This window comes from Moorena sp. SIO3I6 (genome assembly GCF_010672095.1).
Map to the genome: position 1 here is coordinate 16,090 of NZ_JAAHHU010000048.1, position 17,350 is coordinate 33,439.

At 43.9% G+C, this 17,350-nt stretch carries 15 protein-coding genes and 1 pseudogene; 6 read left to right on the forward strand and 10 right to left on the reverse strand.

Going from position 1 to position 17,350, the window contains the following annotated elements:
- The first annotated feature begins 32 nt into the window (after window positions 1–32).
- Window positions 33–158: a hypothetical protein gene (locus F6K49_RS15905; RefSeq protein WP_269087049.1), complete on the forward strand. Its 126-nt coding sequence runs from the start codon at window positions 33–35 to the stop codon at window positions 156–158.
- Between the two features lie 223 nt (window positions 159–381).
- Entirely contained in the window at window positions 382–1,440 is a 1,059-nt protein-coding gene (locus F6K49_RS15910; protein ID WP_293023453.1) for a GDSL-type esterase/lipase family protein, read from the forward strand.
- Here F6K49_RS15910 and F6K49_RS15915 read toward each other — a convergent pair.
- From F6K49_RS15915 to F6K49_RS15930, 4 genes are all read right to left on the reverse strand, one after another.
- Window positions 1,432–1,638 (reverse strand): hypothetical protein, encoded by a 207-nt coding sequence (locus F6K49_RS15915; protein ID WP_293037829.1) that lies wholly within the window; start codon window positions 1,636–1,638, stop codon window positions 1,432–1,434. The genes F6K49_RS15910 and F6K49_RS15915 overlap by 9 nt on opposite strands.
- A gap of 396 nt (window positions 1,639–2,034) precedes the next feature.
- On the reverse strand, window positions 2,035–3,018 hold the full coding sequence (locus F6K49_RS15920; RefSeq protein ID WP_293098188.1) for a Gfo/Idh/MocA family oxidoreductase: 984 nt from the start codon (window positions 3,016–3,018) through the stop codon (window positions 2,035–2,037).
- A gap of 23 nt (window positions 3,019–3,041) precedes the next feature.
- On the reverse strand, window positions 3,042–3,188 hold the full coding sequence (locus F6K49_RS15925; RefSeq protein ID WP_293098190.1) for a hypothetical protein: 147 nt from the start codon (window positions 3,186–3,188) through the stop codon (window positions 3,042–3,044).
- A gap of 60 nt (window positions 3,189–3,248) precedes the next feature.
- On the reverse strand, window positions 3,249–3,830 hold the full coding sequence (locus tag F6K49_RS15930; protein ID WP_293098204.1) for a DUF1997 domain-containing protein: 582 nt from the start codon (window positions 3,828–3,830) through the stop codon (window positions 3,249–3,251).
- A 195-nt stretch (window positions 3,831–4,025) separates the two neighbouring features.
- Here F6K49_RS15930 and F6K49_RS53405 point away from each other — a divergent pair.
- Both F6K49_RS53405 and F6K49_RS15935 read left to right on the forward strand, forming a co-directional pair.
- A pseudogene (locus tag F6K49_RS53405) lies at window positions 4,026–4,097 on the forward strand (calcium-binding protein); the annotation flags it as partial.
- Between the two features lie 6 nt (window positions 4,098–4,103).
- Window positions 4,104–4,352: a hypothetical protein gene (locus F6K49_RS15935; protein ID WP_293037844.1), complete on the forward strand. Its 249-nt coding sequence runs from the start codon at window positions 4,104–4,106 to the stop codon at window positions 4,350–4,352.
- A 166-nt stretch (window positions 4,353–4,518) separates the two neighbouring features.
- Here F6K49_RS15935 and dnaE read toward each other — a convergent pair whose 3' ends face one another.
- From dnaE to infC, 4 genes are all read right to left on the reverse strand, one after another.
- The gene (gene dnaE, locus F6K49_RS15940) at window positions 4,519–8,358 is read right to left on the reverse strand and encodes a DNA polymerase III subunit alpha (protein WP_293098192.1); all 3,840 of its coding nucleotides are present in this window, start codon (window positions 8,356–8,358) and stop codon (window positions 4,519–4,521) included.
- 108 nt (window positions 8,359–8,466) lie between these two features.
- On the reverse strand, window positions 8,467–8,958 hold the full coding sequence (locus F6K49_RS15945) for a cyclic nucleotide-binding domain-containing protein (protein WP_293023467.1): 492 nt from the start codon (window positions 8,956–8,958) through the stop codon (window positions 8,467–8,469).
- 249 nt (window positions 8,959–9,207) lie between these two features.
- Entirely contained in the window at window positions 9,208–12,201 is a 2,994-nt protein-coding gene (locus F6K49_RS15950) for an MFS transporter (RefSeq protein WP_293098194.1), read from the reverse strand.
- A gap of 200 nt (window positions 12,202–12,401) precedes the next feature.
- Window positions 12,402–12,932 (reverse strand): translation initiation factor IF-3, encoded by a 531-nt coding sequence (gene infC, locus F6K49_RS15955; protein ID WP_075901071.1) that lies wholly within the window; start codon window positions 12,930–12,932, stop codon window positions 12,402–12,404.
- A gap of 216 nt (window positions 12,933–13,148) precedes the next feature.
- On the opposite strand from infC, the gene F6K49_RS15960 reads away from it, so the two are divergent.
- Window positions 13,149–14,060 (forward strand): alpha/beta fold hydrolase, encoded by a 912-nt coding sequence (locus F6K49_RS15960; protein WP_075901073.1) that lies wholly within the window; start codon window positions 13,149–13,151, stop codon window positions 14,058–14,060.
- An 18-nt stretch (window positions 14,061–14,078) separates the two neighbouring features.
- Here F6K49_RS15960 and F6K49_RS15965 read toward each other — a convergent pair whose 3' ends face one another.
- The gene (locus F6K49_RS15965; protein ID WP_075901075.1) at window positions 14,079–14,420 is read right to left on the reverse strand and encodes a BON domain-containing protein; all 342 of its coding nucleotides are present in this window, start codon (window positions 14,418–14,420) and stop codon (window positions 14,079–14,081) included.
- 626 nt (window positions 14,421–15,046) lie between these two features.
- Here F6K49_RS15965 and ilvN point away from each other — a divergent pair.
- On the forward strand, window positions 15,047–15,565 hold the full coding sequence (gene ilvN / locus F6K49_RS15970) for an acetolactate synthase small subunit (RefSeq protein WP_293058011.1): 519 nt from the start codon (window positions 15,047–15,049) through the stop codon (window positions 15,563–15,565).
- 18 nt (window positions 15,566–15,583) lie between these two features.
- Here ilvN and F6K49_RS15975 read toward each other — a convergent pair whose 3' ends face one another.
- Window positions 15,584–17,200: an ATP-binding protein gene (locus F6K49_RS15975; protein ID WP_075901079.1), complete on the reverse strand. Its 1,617-nt coding sequence runs from the start codon at window positions 17,198–17,200 to the stop codon at window positions 15,584–15,586.
- Window positions 17,201–17,350: the final 150 nt, after the last annotated feature.

A 17,350-nucleotide genomic window follows, 5' to 3' on the forward strand; every position in this document is an offset into this window, starting at 1 on the left:
CTTTGAATACCCATCATTAAGGAGATGGGGAGATGGGGAGATGGGGAGATGGGGAGATGGGGAGATGGGAAGATGGGGAGATGGGGAGATGGGGAGATGGGGAGATGGGGAGATGGGGAGATTTGATTAAGGGTAATTATGTTGGCGTTGCTGAATAATGGAATGATTTTAAGAGTTTTGTGGAATGGGCATCTTGCGTGGAACTGGCATCTTGCCAGTTTCAATATATTTCCGGGCGGGCAGGATGCCCACTCTACTCATATTCATTCAAACATTCAGCAACGCCATTATCCTGACACAATATTAGAAACGCTTTAAATTTGTCCGGATTTCCTCCATTGCTTGATGTGAAAAGAGTATAGAGAGGAAAGTGGGCAAATTATGAGCAATTTATATCTGTTAACAACAAGTCTATTGACTGGAGGAGCAATGTCTGCTCCACCACCACCACCCCTACCTGCCAATCCCTCAGATAGCCTCTCAAGCCTGTTAGTTTCAACAGCTAATAAAGCATTGCAGGCTGGGGTTAGTCATAAGATTGTCCCTACTGTAGAAACCACTGTAGAAAACTCCTCTCCTCAATTTAGTAGTCAATGGCAGAAACGTAGCCCTGCTAAAGTATTAAAGTATCAGCAAATAAAGTATCAGCAACGTTTACCCAACTATCGACCTGCTACTCCTTCACCAAAATCGGGAACGGAACTATATTACCAACGATTAGCTGCCCTCAGAGCTGGCAAACTTTATACTCGCTTACCTGCTCATAGTTTCTCATCGTTTTGGGCAAAGGGATTAAATCACAAAGGAGTCCCTCTCACAAAACCTACCTATCAGCAATGGAAACAACTCTTGGCACAGGAAGCCAGAGCTGTTACCTACGGACAGGGTAACAATCGTCTGTCTATGGTAGTGGGAGATTCCCTAAGTTTGTGGTTACCGGCACAGGGATTACCTAAATATCAACTGTGGCTCAATCAAGGCATTTCTGGTGAGAATACCAGTCAAATTTTGAGTCGATTATCGGCATTTTCCCAGACTCGTCCTGATACAATTTATGTGATGGCAGGTATCAATGATTTGCGTCAGGGGAAAACCGATCAAGTTATTCTCAACAACCTGCGCCAGATTACTCGTCAATTGCGGCAAAATCACCCACAAGCTCAACTGATTATCCAATCGATTTTACCGACACGAGCTACTGCTATTTCTAATCAGCGCATTCGTAATCTTAATCAACAAATTGCTAAGATTGCTCAACAAGAAGGAGCAGCTTATCTCAATCTTCACAAGTTATTTACTGATAGTAAAGGTCAGATGCAGCACAACTTGACAACCGATGGCATACACTTAACGCCTCTTGGCTATCAGGTTTGGCAAGAGGCGCTACAGTATACAGAATCGTTGATTGCTGCAAATCGAGCTAAGGCTTTATCACTGTGAACGGGATTGTCGGGAAACTAGTTTTTCAAAATTAGCTTGGGTTTGCTGCAATAGTTGCTCTCTACTATCTGCTGCTTTAGTGAGGTTAGGAACTAATTTGCGGGCGTGGAGTGCCATGTGAAACTGAAGCTCCGCGACATAATCGCTAATGCCTTCACAAGCATGATCATTGTGGGGTTGAGTAGAATGCAAATCCAAAGTGTCCTCCTTGTCTAACTTAACCATTAGGTAGTTCGAGAGCGGGAAAGCTGCGTGTCCAATCAGCCCATAGGAACCGCGACTCGATGTATGTTACAGAAGATATCATGGTATCCCAACGGCATATCTGATTTTGTAATGAAGTTTAAAATATTTGTTAAGTTTTATATAGTTTAGGTAATTTATACAAGATTGAGTTAAATTTTATGGTATATATCTTTAGGTATAAATTATTTAAAATGATAAGTGTAAGCCGTCAGCTGATTTGATTCAAAAGCACCTCAAGTACTGTGGCACAGGCTTCTAGCGGCACAGGCTTCTAGCCTGTGATCTATAAGCTGATAGCTGATCGCTGATTACTTAGCACTACAATAAAGCGATTGGCCGTAGGCCACGCTACGCGATCGCATTACCTGTAGCTGCGGACTGACGTAATGCATCTGCCACTTTGAGAGTATAACAACTATCTACGGTCGAGACATACAGGGGTGTTCCTTTAACTAGATGGTCAATTACCATAGCGGTATCTTTCAGAAACAAACCCCGTCGCCCTGCTACTTCAATTGGTTTGCTTTCCTCTCCCTTAATCAGATTACCTTGGTCTCCCTCAAACAGCAGTGTGCCTTGGTCTCCATGGACCTCAAAATTCCGTAACCTCTGCCAGAACATTTCCCCTTTACCATAAGTAATATCTGCGATTAGACCACTAGTAAAGCGCAGTTGGGCATTACATAGACAGGCAGTAAAGTACTGATCACCAGCATCCCAAAACTGGGATTGACAGTACACAGAAGCGACCTCACCAAACAAGTCTGTAAAGCGGTGAATGCGAGAAAGAGCACCAATGAAGGGAAAGCCAAATAGTTCCAGATTGTATGTCCAGCTGCGGGGTGCAGGGTGTTTGGGCGCAATAGTTACGTAACGGGCATAAACCGGTTGACCAATTTTGGGCAAGGATTGGCGCAAGGCTTGATGCAAGCCCCCTAAAAGCTCAATATGTTCTACATGGAGGAGCTTACCCTTAGCGTTGGCAAGGGTAATCAGGGATTCGGCATCTTTGGGGTCAAGGGAAAGGGGATATTCAGTGACAACATGTTTCCCAGCATTAAGAGCAGCACGGGCAATTTTGCCATGATCCCGATTAATCGTGCTAATAAATACTAGATCAAGCTCCGGGTGTTCTACCAATTGCTGCCAAGAATCAACCACTGTAGTGCCGTGGGTTTCAGCAAACTCTTGGGTTTTGGCAGGGGTATGACCACAGACAGCCACTAAATGCGATCGCGAATCCGTTTGCAATGTCTGCGCTCGTAGCTTAGCCGCAAACCCAGTACCAACTATACCAGCTTTAATTGGGAGATTAGTAATACTCTTTGTCACAAGGAATTATCAAGGATGAAGGGTTAAGGGTTATTTTGAACATACTCCCTTAAGGAAAGGCAATAGGCAATAGGCAATAGGCAAAAATTACCGAGAAACTCCCCATCTCCCCATCTCCCCATCTCCCCATCTCCCCATCTCCCCATCTCCCCATCTCCCCATCTCCCCATCTCCCCATCTCCCCATCTTCCCATCTCCCCACCCTCACCACTCCCACAGCGATTGCTAGATCAGATGGCGGGAGCTCCTGGTGGTTGGTGCTGAGTATAAATATTGGTTTGGGTGCCATTGCGAGCCCATTGACGATAATCCAATAACAGCTGGTTCATCAACGTTTGCTTAATCCTGACCAAAACGCTTTTGAGCAAACCATTGCCAGTGGTTTCTAAGATTGGCTTGGGAGTAAGGGAAAAAGGTAAGGGCACATCAACCTTGACAGTTAAATCCGCTCTGCCGGTGAGCTTAGTCACTCCGTCATCTTCCCAAGGATGCAGTTTTCCGGTTAATTGCAGTGCAAAGCGTTGATTGATGTAGTCCAATCCTATAATTTCACAACCGACAGACCTCAGATGAACAGTAGCGTCAGATTCTGCCCACACTTCTAGATCTACCGTGGGCTGAAATGTCAAGGACATAAAGTGTAATGGATTCATTTTCAGGCGAAAACGCTTCTGAGTCAGTTGTTGGATGCGATTCAGGTCTGCGATCGCATAAACTATCCGTTCCGGCTGACGCAAGTAGTGCTGAATCGGCACAGATTCCTGTGGCACAGTCATTTCCACACACTGGGAAGCAAAAAACTGGGTGGTCATAGAGGAAAAAACACTCAATCGATGTATGGCTTTACTTAATATTAGTTTACAATTCTTCAGTTTTGGTATTATACTTTTCATTTTACCGGAGTATGCTACCCCAGAGAATACTTTTTTTTGTTTTCTAGAGATTTTTCTATCGATTTTTAATCGTCTTTTTCTGCTTCCACGATTCCCTCAACGGTTACTGATACTCTGACCGGTGGGGATAGTAACGATACTATTAACGGTGGGGATGGTAATGATCTAATTGATGGCAAAAATGGCAATGATTTGCTTAACGGCAACGCAGGTAATGATGCGATCGCTGGTGAGCGTGGAGATGATAGACTAATTGGTGGTAGTGGCGATGATAGCCTTTACGGAGAATTAGCTATTACTATCAACCCTAAAAATGATATGATCGCCATTGCATTTTCGTCTTCCTCGACAACAGAAGGTAATAATTATCTAGATGGCGGAGATGGTGATGATATTCTTGGTGGTGGCGGTAACGATGTGATTTTCAGTATTAATAGTTAGTAGTTATCTAAGCATTCAGCTATCAGCCATCAGCTTTCTGTAATAGAGATTAAACGAATGCTTACCTATGTAGACTGTTCCCGTTTGCCTAGGGTGCGCCGTTCGCGTAGCGTGCGCCAATGCGCAATGCGCATAAGCTGAATGCTTACACAAAACTACATAAACATTAACTAACTTTCTCAACTAACCCTAAAGGCAACTCCCCTAACTGTTTCAACTCCAATCCTCCCTCAAATATCTGATCAATTGCCAACATTTGACCATCAATCGTCATAAATTTATGATCGTTTGTGGCTCGAATCACTGAGCCATCTTCGAGAATATATTCAAACACCTCTTGCTCTCCCCGGTTATGCCACTGAGCAATAGGTTGGGTATAAACATAGCCATTACTATCAACGCTATAAACAGTACATAGGATACCTTTTTCGACAATCTCACCAATCGCCATCGGCCCATACTCTACTGTTATAATTTCGGTATCATAGCTGAGACAATATTCAGCAAATTTAATCATTTGGTCAAATAACTCTTCAGCTATGTCTTGAGTCACGCCATTTTTGGTTGAACCATCAATAAAAATTTCCCGATGCTTCTGCATCTCAGCCACTTTCTTCTTACCCATACAATTGTGAGCAATAAAGTCATTGGCAATAAAGTTATGAGTTTCAGCAATACTTAAATCAAAAACCTCCTCTTGGCCAAGATACTTCAGTTCAACAATCTCATCCCATAAAATATCTGAGTCAGCAATGCCTTGGTGACGTGCTAAACTCCGAGTCGCAACTGTTTGCGTTAATTCTTGTCCACTGTTCCCTGTTACCCTTTCCCTGTTACCAACTTCTGAAAGAAGTCTAATGATATTATCAGTTAGCTTACCTTTACTATTCGATAGTTCACGAGTATAGCTAATTGGTAATGTTTTCGCTAAACCGATCGGGCTTCCTATGGTAAACTCCTTCAGAGGCTTCCATCCTAGAGTGGTGTAGAAAAGATGATCATCCGTTGCGCGAATGTGGCGGTTAGTTTTGGTAGTAATCTCCCAAACATCACGAATCCCATTAGGATGAATTTCGATAATTGGTCGTTGGGTAATTTTTTTGGTCTTTAAATCCAGGGAAAAAACCTTTCGTCCCAACCAGTAACTAGATTTAGAAGCAATCTCCCTCAGGGAAACTAAACGACCGGTTGCTGGATCCACGATCTCAGTTGATCCACTCAAACACCGCCTCAGTAAATCCGCTTGACCTAGAGAATAACCGGCCAAATCCTGGGCCATCCGCATGATGCTTTCCTGAAAGCAGTTATGAACTACTACGCCATGAGCCAGAAAGTATGGGGAAGATTGTTCCTCCATTTGTAGATCAAAACACTCCTGTTGCCCACTCTCTTCAACAGCAGTAACATAAACTATCCGAACATCCCAAGTCTTGTAATGTGACTCTTTCGGTCTGGCTAGCGTTGCCTGTAGAGTTCCGTAGGGTGCGTTAGGGACGGGGTCGCCCTGATTTTCCGCCTCGTAGCCAGCTTTGGAACAGCCCGTCCCGTAACGCACCACCGGGTCTAAACTCTTGCTAGCTCCAGGGAATTTTTCATAAACTTGAGAAGCCAAACCATTAGCATTCTTGACGACTGGGTTTACTGGTTTCAGCTCATAGGCAAATTTGTCTCCATCTGGTGTTAAAAAGCGATGGTTTTTACTGGAATAGATAACTGTACCACTAGATAACGTAATTTTCAGGATGTCTTTGATACCACTGCGCCATTGTTTGGCTACCCTTGCTGGCCAAACTTGTTTACCATCAGAGGTTAATACTAGGTCGCCAGATTTAATTTCCTCAATGGGCACATAAGACCCATCGGGCTGATCAATTAACGTACCTTTCGGTAAACATAGAATTCCATAAGTCTCCCTTAAAATAGGCTCTAATAGAGGATGTTGATACTCTACTTTTTCTCGACCATGTTTACGATTAATAAACTGAGGAATCAGACCAGCATCCAGAGGACCAGGGCGATAAAGAGCTAGAATTGAAGAAATATCTTCAATACTGTCAGGTTTCAGGTCTCGCACCACCTGACGCATTCCCGAAGATTCTAATTGGAATACTCCTTCTAACTGGCCTTTTTCTAGAAGGTCGTAAGTTTTTTGAACATATGGGGGTTTTTTCTTCTGTTCACCTTTGGCTAAAATTTTCCTAGATTTAATTTCTTCTAGGGGAATCTCATCTAAATCGAGTTCAATATTTTTAGTCTTTTTAACTAACTCTTTGGTTTTCTGAATAGTCGTTAGGTTCTTCAGTCCCAAAAAATCCATTTTCAGGAGTCCCAGAGCTTCCAGGTCTTCCATAAAATACTGGGTGATCACTGCACCATCATTATTCAGCTGTAATGGCACAATTTCATCTAAAGGGTCTGCTGAAATAACCACACCAGCAGCATGGACACCAGAGGTTTTATTTGTCCCTTCAATCCGAATCGCCATATCCACCCAGCGACGAACTTCCGGATCTTGATCGTAAGCCTCTTTAAACTCTGGTGTTGGTGTCTGATCAGAAATCATCACTGAGAGTTTGGCTGGCTTACCTCGCGCCACTGGAATCATCTTAGCCATACGATTAGAGTCTTGGTAAGCAATTCCTAACACTCTCGCTACATCTTTTAATACCGCTTTAGAGGTCATGCGGTTAAATGTAATAATCTGGGCTACTCGGTCTTCACCATAAAGATGAGTGACATATTTAATCACCTCATCCCGTCTTTCAATGCAGAAATCTGTGTCAATATCTGGCATTGATTTCCGCTCTGGATTGAGAAAGCGCTCGAACAGTAGCCCATGATGTACGGGGTCAATGTTGGTAATTTCTAAGGCATAAGCCACTAGAGAACCTGCTGCTGAACCACGACCCGGACCAACGGGAATATCATTGTCTCTGGCATATTTGATGTAGTCCCAAACCACTAAAAAGTAGGTAGAGAATCCCATCTGCTGGAGCATTTTTAACTCATACTCCAGCCGGGCTTTATACACTGGATCAATTTCACTACGAGAGCGACACTTTAGCCGCTTCATCAGTCCGTTCCAGGTAATTTCTTCTAAATAGGTGTCAGGGGTATAATCCTTGGATACCTTGTAGTGTGGGATGCGAGGTTCCCCCATAATATTGTAGTGCTTGACTTTATCTGCCACTTCTAAGGTATTTGCGATCGCATCCTCTATCACCTGCGACGGTAAATGATCTCGAAACAGCCGTTTCATTTCCTCTGCTGACTTGAGATACTCCGTGCCACTATAGCGCATCCGTTTCTCTTCCGTAACCAGTTTAGCGGTTTGAATACACAGCAAAGCGTCATGAGCTTCTACGTCATAGCAGGAGATAAAGTGGGAGTCATTAGTCGCAATAATTTTAATACCTAACTCATTAGCGATTTTGACAATAGCAACATTAACCACTCGGTCTTCTACAGAGCCGTGGTCTTGAATCTCTAAATAGTAATCATCCCCAAAAACATCTTGGTACCACTTAGCTACTTTACGGGCTTGATCTAAGTCACCTTTTAGGATAGCTTGGGGAACTTCACCCCCCAAACAAGCACTAGTAACAATTAACCCTTCGTGATATTGCTCCAGTAATTCTTTATTAATACAGGGACGAGCAAAAATTCCTTTTCCTTGCATCCCTTTCAGGTTAGAAATAGTTGTTATTTTTACTAAATTTTTGTAGCCTTGGGTATCTTTAGCTAAGACTACTTGATGATATTTTCGGTAACGCTTCTTGACCTCAATATCCCCATTAATCACATACATTTCGTTACCGATTATCGGCTTAATGCCCTTTTTTAGGCAAACTTTAATCAGTTCAATAGCACCATACATCACACCATGATCTGTCAGTGCGATCGCAGGCATTCCCAACTCAACAGCTCGATCCACCAGTGCTGGTAGCTGAGATGCTCCATCTAGTAGGCTATAATCACTGTGAATGTGTAGACCAACAAAAGACATAGTTACTGTTAATTATAAACCGATGTTGCTGATTAAGTTAATGATTAACGGACCTACGAGCCACGTCTAGTACCCAAAAAAACTAGTATCAAAAAACTAGGACTTATCTTAAGCACGGAAATCAGTTAAACGACTTCCGACCCTTCTCAAATCCGATGGTGCTTTTTTAACCTGATCAGCATTCAAATTTCTGTTAAGTTCGCGAATACGGCGGGACAGCATACGAATAATCTTAATTGCAAATTCTGGTGTCTCATCAATGGCATCATAGAGTTGTAGCTGTGTCAACATCAAACAATGGCAAGGTTCGATGGTGGTCACAGAAGCGGAACGAGGTTCTGCATCAAACAAGGACATCTCCCCAAAGCAGGCTCCTTGCTTGAACTGTGCCAAATTCCGCTCACCAATGTGAACTCTTACCAAACCTGAGACTACAATATAAAGTTCCCTACCCTCTTCCCCTTGAGCAAAGATGGTATGGTTAGAAGGAAAGTCTAGCTCGTCCATCACAGAGGCTAGTCGCATCAGAAAATCGTCCCGCAATTCGTGAAAAATTGGGACACCCCTGATAAAAATTAAACGATCAATGCTAGATAACATTGGTTAGCGGTTAGGTTAGCGGTTGGCTGCTAGGGATTAGCCGTTGTGTAGTAAAATACAAGTTTAACCCATACCGCTAATTGTTGATAGTTAATGGTTAACTAGACCTAGACGTGGAATTAAGATTCAACCACTGTACTGTGGTAATTTCAGACATTATTTCACCCCTAGGTCTACTGTCCACTGCCATCAGAGATTAGAGATGATGCCAGCAAAGTGTACAAACAATAGGCAACTATACTGATCAAACTATCCGATAATCTCTTGTGCTTGAGCAGCTACCAAGGGATCTGGGTCATTCCTAAGCACTGGCAACAACTCTGCACAAGCACGAGGTGACATCTCTTTGAGATAAGCCACAACCGCTTCCCGCACAAAACCGGTAGGATGACGTAGGCAACTCAGAGCCGCTGCTGGTGCTAGGGAGCAGTGTGCTGCTCTGGCCACATGAAAACAACAGGCTAGGGGCCAATCTGACAAGAAATGTCGTAACTCGATTAACCGACGTAAGCGATCGCTTACACTCATGGGTTGATAAGGCACTAAATCCACTAGGGCAGCTAATTTTTCTTTCAGAGAACGCCGGTCTAAAATTGACAAAAATACTTTCTTATTAGGAATATCTAGGGTATTATCCAAAATTTCTAACCCTAGGGCAATGTTTGACCGAGAATGGGATGCTAGATTAAACTCAGCTGCTTTGATGGCACTCGATGGATAAAGAAACTTCATGAGTAAGAAACACACATCCACCAGATCTTGTTGAAGATCATTAAGCCCCTGCCGCAGCAAATCTGCCTCCAGTCCAGCTATTTTCTTTGAGGTCAAATCCAGCAGTGCGCCATAAATTTGACCCAAAAACATCAATTCTTGCTCAATTAAGGCTTCTACGACCCTACGCCCTAACTCGTTCATCACCGCTTCAATCCCAACTTCCCCTGGAATCTTCAGCAGGATCGTGAGAATATTACGACGGGTTGTCCCCCAACTACTCATCAACTGTTGTACCAAATGCTTCATAGCTTCAGGAGTACCCTTCTGAGTTATAGCCTGGAGTCTGCCAATCTCACCGAGAGCCATCCAAGCTTGCCGCCTGACTGGGTCTGGCTTGTGAATATCTTCAGACAAAACCCTCAATAAAGGAATGGCTTCATCCCCTTGCTTGACCAAAGCCATACGAGCAGCATTGCGGGTAGAGGTGTAGTAGAGTGCCTTGACTAAAGACGGATAGTACTTTTCAAATCTTTTAGCAGCAATCACCTCTAAACAAGCACAGCGTACCTTTAATGACTTATCCCTTAACAGGTCATCAATATAAACCACCAAGGATTCCAAGTAATCCATCTCTGCCAAAGCTCGGGTACCCATCAACCGTTCTTGCTCTTTTTTTGAGGTGAGCATCCGCCGCAGGGTTTTGACGGCTTCAAATTTCTCTTTTGGTGTACCCCGACCCATAATTAATGCAGCTGCTGTAGCTCTTACAGTTGGGTCAACAGCCGGTTGTAGATAAGGCTTAATTGTCCGAATATTCAGGTCTTCCTGAGCCAGCCAAAGATAGCGCAATGCTAAGGCCAGGACTTCTACTGGTGGTCTTTGATCAATCAACCCAGACACATCTTTTAGACAATCTGGGTTGGGATAGGGCAACATCACCTCTAAACTCTGGCGCTGCAAATCTGTAGACATTTCTCCCAGCAAGGGAGAAAGAACCTTACTCGCTTTTTCCGGAGCCATTTGATACAACAGTTGAATGTAAGCAGAGCGGTTCTTCGGCTCAGTTTTCAGTCGCTTTACCGCTTCCTCAAAGACGGTCTTAGTATCCAGCAAATTGGTATTGGCAGAACCCAAACGTCCTTGCTCAGCATTGATCAGCAGCAATGAACCATAATTAGCCCGCATCAACCAGGTACTCAGCAGCCATAATAGGGCAAAAATCACTACCATTAGAATAAACACCCAATGCCGCAATGGCTCAAAATTGGGGAAAGCCCAATCCAGCAGCCCAATGGTAGCTAAAATCCCAAGACCAGTAATGCCAGTAGTCATGGGTTTGGCAATCCCTTGTACAGTAGTCTGCACCACAGAGCGTAACCCTGATGGTAAGGCTTGGAAGAGTACCGGTTGAACACTAGCAATTAAAGTAAAGCGCAATAGTTCATCAACGAATCGGAGTAAGACTACACTAATAAATAGCCCTGTTATCCAGCTAGGCAACAACCCAATATTAAAATTTAGCCAACTTGCCATGTTAGCTAGGGTAACTAAGCCAATCACAGATAAAGAACCAGGTAATACCATAGCGCTTAGGAAAAGACCAAAGCGATCAATCACCCGACTAGAGATAAACCATTGGGTCACCAGTTCAAAAAGTCCCAAAGTGCCACTGAATATACCCAGAAAACCAGCAATGGCTGAACTATCCAGTTTGTCCTCCAATTGACCCATATACTGAAATTCAATTAGGAGGTACAGGGCTTCCCCTAAGATAAAAAAGGCAAATAAAGGGATGACATACTGTCTGAGGGATTGACTCGGCTGACGCACAGCAAAGTCTGGCTCCATTTCTTCCCACTGTCGTGCTGGGGAGTTAGGAAAGGCTTGCTGGTAGTGCTGACATAGATAAACCAAGATCAGTGCTCCGAGGAGCATCATGCCAGACCCAAAAGCCACCACATTGTTGAGTCCCACTAACAGCAATAATAGAGGTAATGAGAAGCCAGAGAGGACATCAGCTACCAAAAGTCCACTGGAGATGAGGGGATAAGTACGCTTAATTTCCCGAATGTTGAATAATTGATTAGCCGCTACCTGGGAATTAAGGTCATTGAGGATGTACACCGCATCCATCCACAATCGCAATAGAAAGATAGTGACTACAGTAATATAGCCATACTCAATCTCCAAGCCTAGGCGGAACACTAACAAGGGTAAGGCAGCTAGGATTGCGATCGCTACCAAGACTGACCTCAGGGGTAAAATGCTCTGCAACCAGGAGTATAATACTCCCAACCCAGAGCAGATCACGGAACTAGCAATATAAATCACCGGTAACCACTTCGCGCCATATTTCTCTAGAAACAAGGCAATGGCACTGTACTCTAACCAAAGCAGTCCAATGGAAGTGGTGGTATGGAAGGCGAACATCAACAATGTCCGCTCGCCTTCTTCTGGGCGAAGATTCACCCACTCTAGGATTGTTCTAACCCAGTCACCCTTCAGGCGAGTCGGAGATGGCAATTTCATAGAGTCCTTCGTCCTTCGTCACTAGTCCTTCGTCACTAGTCCTTGGTATTTTAAGCTGCTTGCTCCGTGCATACGTATTCAGACATGAATTCCAGGCACCTGCACATGTGGCTACCAATGACTAATGACCAATGACTAATGACCAATCACTAATGACCAATCACTAATGACCAATCACTGATGACCAATCACTATAACCACTATTTTTTGGGGGAGAGCAACATCATCATGTTGCGACCTTCCCGCTTAGGGGCTTGCTGGACTTCTGCCAATTCCTGTAAATCATTAGCCATGCGCTCGAGTAGTGCCATAGCTAAATTACTGTGTTGGATTTCTCGACCTCGGAAGGTAATGGTAGCTTTGACCTTATCGCCAGATTTCAGGAAGCGCTCCGCTTGATTGACCCGCACATTGTAGTCATGGTCTTCTATTTTGTAGCGCATCTTCACTTCTTTGACATCAGCCGTGTGCTGCTTCTTCTTGGCTTCACGGGCTTTCTTCTCTTGTTCAAATTTGTACTTGCCATAGTCCATGATGCGACAAACTGGCGGATCTGCCTTGTCACTAACCAGGACAAGATCTAACTCCTTTTCCTCAGCAATCCGCAGGGCATCTTGAGGTGTGATTATACCCAGCTGTGCCCCATCGGTATCAATGGCTCTAATCTTGGGAAACCTAATTCTTTCGTTAATTTGGGGTAGATCGCGTTGGCGTCTTCTATTATCACTCACAGGCGTTTGTTTATTTTCTTAAGTGGATTAATCAAAAAATAGACTTACTACATACACTTGCCATTTTACTAATTCCTTTCTTGTTTCTGTTCAAATTATTAACATCACGTAGGAAACTAAGGCCGATGGAATAGTTATAACTTACTCCTTTGCCTGATAGGGAAGGCATAATGGACACAAGAAGCTTTGTAAATATTTTTGAAGTTGAGGCAGTTTGTGACCAAATCTTTGCATTGGCAGCAACGAGTTGGTAGTCAAAGGGATTGGGTCTGGCGGGGTTGGCCGATCCGTTATACCTATTTTCGCCCACCCCAACCCCTAACTGTCCAGCCGACAACACCAGTTATTCTGCTTCATGGGTTTGGTGCTTCGGTCGGGCATTGGCGTAATAACCTAGACGTAATCGGTCAACATCATACCGTTTATGCTTTAGATCTGCTGGGTTTTGGGGCATCCCGGAAAGCTGCGGTTGACTACACCATTGACCTTTGGGTAGCTCAGGTTTATGAATTTTGGCAAACATTTATCCAAAAACCCGTAGTGTTAGTAGGTAACTCCATTGGTTCCCTAGTTGGTCTAGGAGCAGCAGCAACCCATCCAGAGATGGTTAAAGGTCTGGTGATGATTAATTTACCAGATTTCCAAGCCCGAGAAGAAGCCATTCCTAGTTGGCTCGGACCGATAGTCTCAACAGTTGAGAATCTAGTGGCATCACCAGTGCTACTCAAAGCCCTATTTTACGTAGTACGACGTCCAACGGTTGTTCGTAAGTGGGCAGGGTTAGCTTATGCTAATCCAGAGGCAGTTACAGATGATTTAGTAGAAATTCTGAGTGTACCTGCCACCGATCCCGGAGCTGCGGCAACCTTTAGTAGACTTTTGAGAGGGATGAGTGCTCCTAACTTTAGTCTACCGGTCAAATCCCTATTACCTACATTAGATATTCCTATGCTATTGATGTGGGGACTAAAAGACCGAATGATTCCCCCCATCTTAGCTCGCAAGTTTGTTAAACTCAATCCTAATTTAGAGCTATTGGAGTTAGATCATGCTGGTCACTGTCCCCACGATGAATGTCCGGAACAGGTGAATCTGATCCTGTTAGAGTGGCTAGGAGCTAAGGTTTGATTATACCCAAAATCCCTATTAGCCGACGCTCACTTGATCAGTGTCAACCTCCGTGCAACCATCTACACCTGAGGCAACATCAACCATCTTATCTAGAACCTCCTGGCTAGCTACTTCTCCTTTCAGCACAACTTTACCGCCAGTTTGAGCAACCCAGAGCCTCTCCTCGTCATCCAGGTCGTTGTCTTGGTCAAAAGCCCAAACAACTCGCTTGGCAAGGCCGCTTTGGTCGTATTCTCCATTTAACCCCAGTCGTTCTGGGGGAATGTCATCTCCTGCTGGTGCATCTTCTGAAGGGGTACTAGCTGCGGCAGCTTCCTCTGGGCTTCCAAATCCAAAAAGTCGTTGTAACCAACCCATAAATATTGTGTTTCACTCCAATCAGTTTTTATCGATTTTTATGTTACCGAGGAATTTGGCAATTAGCTGCCTAGTTTCAGAAAAAATATATCTTTAGATACAGCACACTGTTACTAGAGTTCTTGGTTACTCAAAACCTGGATAAAATGGTAGTTGGTTTACCGTTGACCGTTGACGCTTAGCTTCAAAAAACTTAACAGTTAACCGTTGCTCATCCCTTATCCCCCCTTAAAAAAGGGTTAGTAAACAGCTAGAGAAAATGTCGCAGAGTCTCCCAAAAACTCTTATTATTTGTTAGAATTAAATTAGGGTAACACCGACAGGGATTATTATGTAACTTAAATTAAAGCCGAAAACCAAGGGTTTAATAGTTGCGCTCTCTATCCCGGTGGAACCAGCTTTTTTGACATTTTTATGGCGCTCGCGGGATATTCCGTCAGAGAAGCGCGGAGATACCCCCTGGATGTGAAAGCATCTTGCATTGGCGGGCAAAAGTCTATCTTGGTAGACTTTGGTAGCTAAAAAGTATCGGGCTAGTCAACACTTAACCACTCAACAGTCTCACCAATAAATCACGTTGATAGCAATTTAGGCAGCACACGCCCCCACCACTCCCAAGTCAAACTATGAAACATACCCTTTCCGTTTTAGTTGAAGATGAAGCCGGTGTTCTAACTCGCATTGCTGGTTTATTTGCCCGTAGAGGCTTCAATATCGAAAGTCTTGCCGTTGGACCAACTGAGCAGGTTGGTATATCTCGAATTACGATGGTAGTACCTGGAGATGACAGCAGCATTGAGCAGCTGACTAAGCAACTCTATAAGCTAATTAATGTCCTCAAAGTACAGGATATTACCACAATTCCCTGTGTCGAAAGGGAGTTGATGCTGCTCAAGGTTAACACTACTAGTTCCACCCGCTCCGAGATTATTGAATTAGCCCAGGTGTTTCGTGCCCATGTCGTAGATACATCTGAGGAGTCACTAACTCTAGAAGTTGTGGGAGACCCAGGTAAAATGGTAGCACTGACCCAAATGCTGAATAAGTTTGGTATCCGCGAAATTGCCCGGACTGGCAAAATCGCCCTAACCCGAGAATCGGGAGTCAATACTGAATATCTCAAGTCTTTGGAGGCAAAAGTTTAATTAGTCATTAGTCATTAGTCATTGGTCGTTAGTCATTGGTGATTGGTTCGTCTCTTTTGCCTGCAAGCCTTTATGATATGAACCTACAGGAATTGCGATCGCAAATTCTGTTCCCTTACCGGGATTAGAGGTACATAGGATTTGACCGCCATGCTGTTCAACAACGATTTTCCGGCAGATATCTAGCCCTAAGCCAGTTCCCTTGTCGATTGATTTGGTGGTGAAGAATGGTTCAAATATCTTCTGTTTAACCTCTTCTGTCATTCCCGGACCATTATCGATGATTCTGATCACGACCTGTCCACCAGAACTGTCCCCAAGATCACCATTGCTGCCTATAAATTCTGTCCGAATGGTGATATTAGGCAGTGCTGGTGTCTTTTGATTTACACCTTGCGGGGAATCAGAAGACTGAGGGGAAACTCGAACCTTAAACCTGTCTACCTGAACAGGTGAAGAACCTCTAACAAAGAACCTATTAACCTGTGCCTCTTCTAGAGCATCAATGGCATTGCACAGCAGGTTCATCAACACTTGGTTGATTGGACCAGAGTAGCACTCCACTAAAGGGAGTTTTCCATAGTCCTTGGTCACGGTAATCCCGGGATTGTTTCCTTTGGGCTTTAAGCGATTATGGAGGATAGTCAGAGTACTATCAATCCCTTGATGAATATTCACGCGCTGCTTTTCATCGGTCTGCTGTCGGGAAAAGTGGCGCACTGACTGCACAATCTGTTGCAAGCGTTCTGCACCTAATCCCATGGATGATAGGGCTTTGGGAAAATCTTGGATTAGGAAATCTAGGTCAATTGCATCGGCGTACTGTTGAATTTCGGCTACAGGCTGGGGATAGTGTTTGACATATAATCCCAACAGTCTTAATAAATCTTCGCTATAGTCCCTTGCTGGAGTCACATTTCCACAGATAAAGTTAAGTGGATTGTTGATTTCGTGAACAACACCAGCGCATAACTGTCCTAAGGTGGACATTGTTTCACTTTGCTTTAACTGCTCTTGAGCCAGTTGCAGCTTCTTTAAGACATTCTCCAGTTCCTGGCTTTGGGCTTCTAATTTTGCTTGTGCTGCTTGTAAAGCTGCTTCAGTTAATTTTTGTTTAGTAATATCTTTTACAAAACCTTCGTAGTATAGAATGTAACCAGTAGCATCACGCACTGCCCAAGCACTTTCGCAAATCCACATTAGGGTGCCGTCTTGGCGATAGACCTGGGATTCAAAATCCTCTACCAAACCCCTCAAGTGCAGTAGTTCAAGGAATTGATAGCGTCGCTGGGGATCTTTGTGAAGGTACTCCCCAACACCAGTTACATGACTGAGGAATTGGTTAGGTGATTCATAGCCATATAGTCTAGCTAGTGATGGGTTGCAGGCTATATAGTAACCATCAGGGGTAATTTTAAAGATACCATCAGTGGAGTTTTCAAATAGAGACCGATATCTCTGTTGGACTGCTAAGAGAGATTTTTCCACTCTTTTACGGTCAATTATTGGCTCAGCTAGTGTCTGATTGGTAGGTTGCCAACTAGTTTTCCACTTGGTGAAGTTTTTATGAACCGTTGGATTAGGTTTGACCCGCTTGCCAGAGCTAGGGGGTAAAGTTCTGCGACTGATTAACATAGATTGTTGCCTCACCTTTTTCCCTCACGACCATTACTATTGAGCATTTTAGCTGCCTGTTGAAGGATGGGTTTCCGCTACAGACTATAGTATTTGCTGTTGGGGAATTGTGCCATCCCTGAGCGGTTGTTTAAAAAAATATTAACTAAA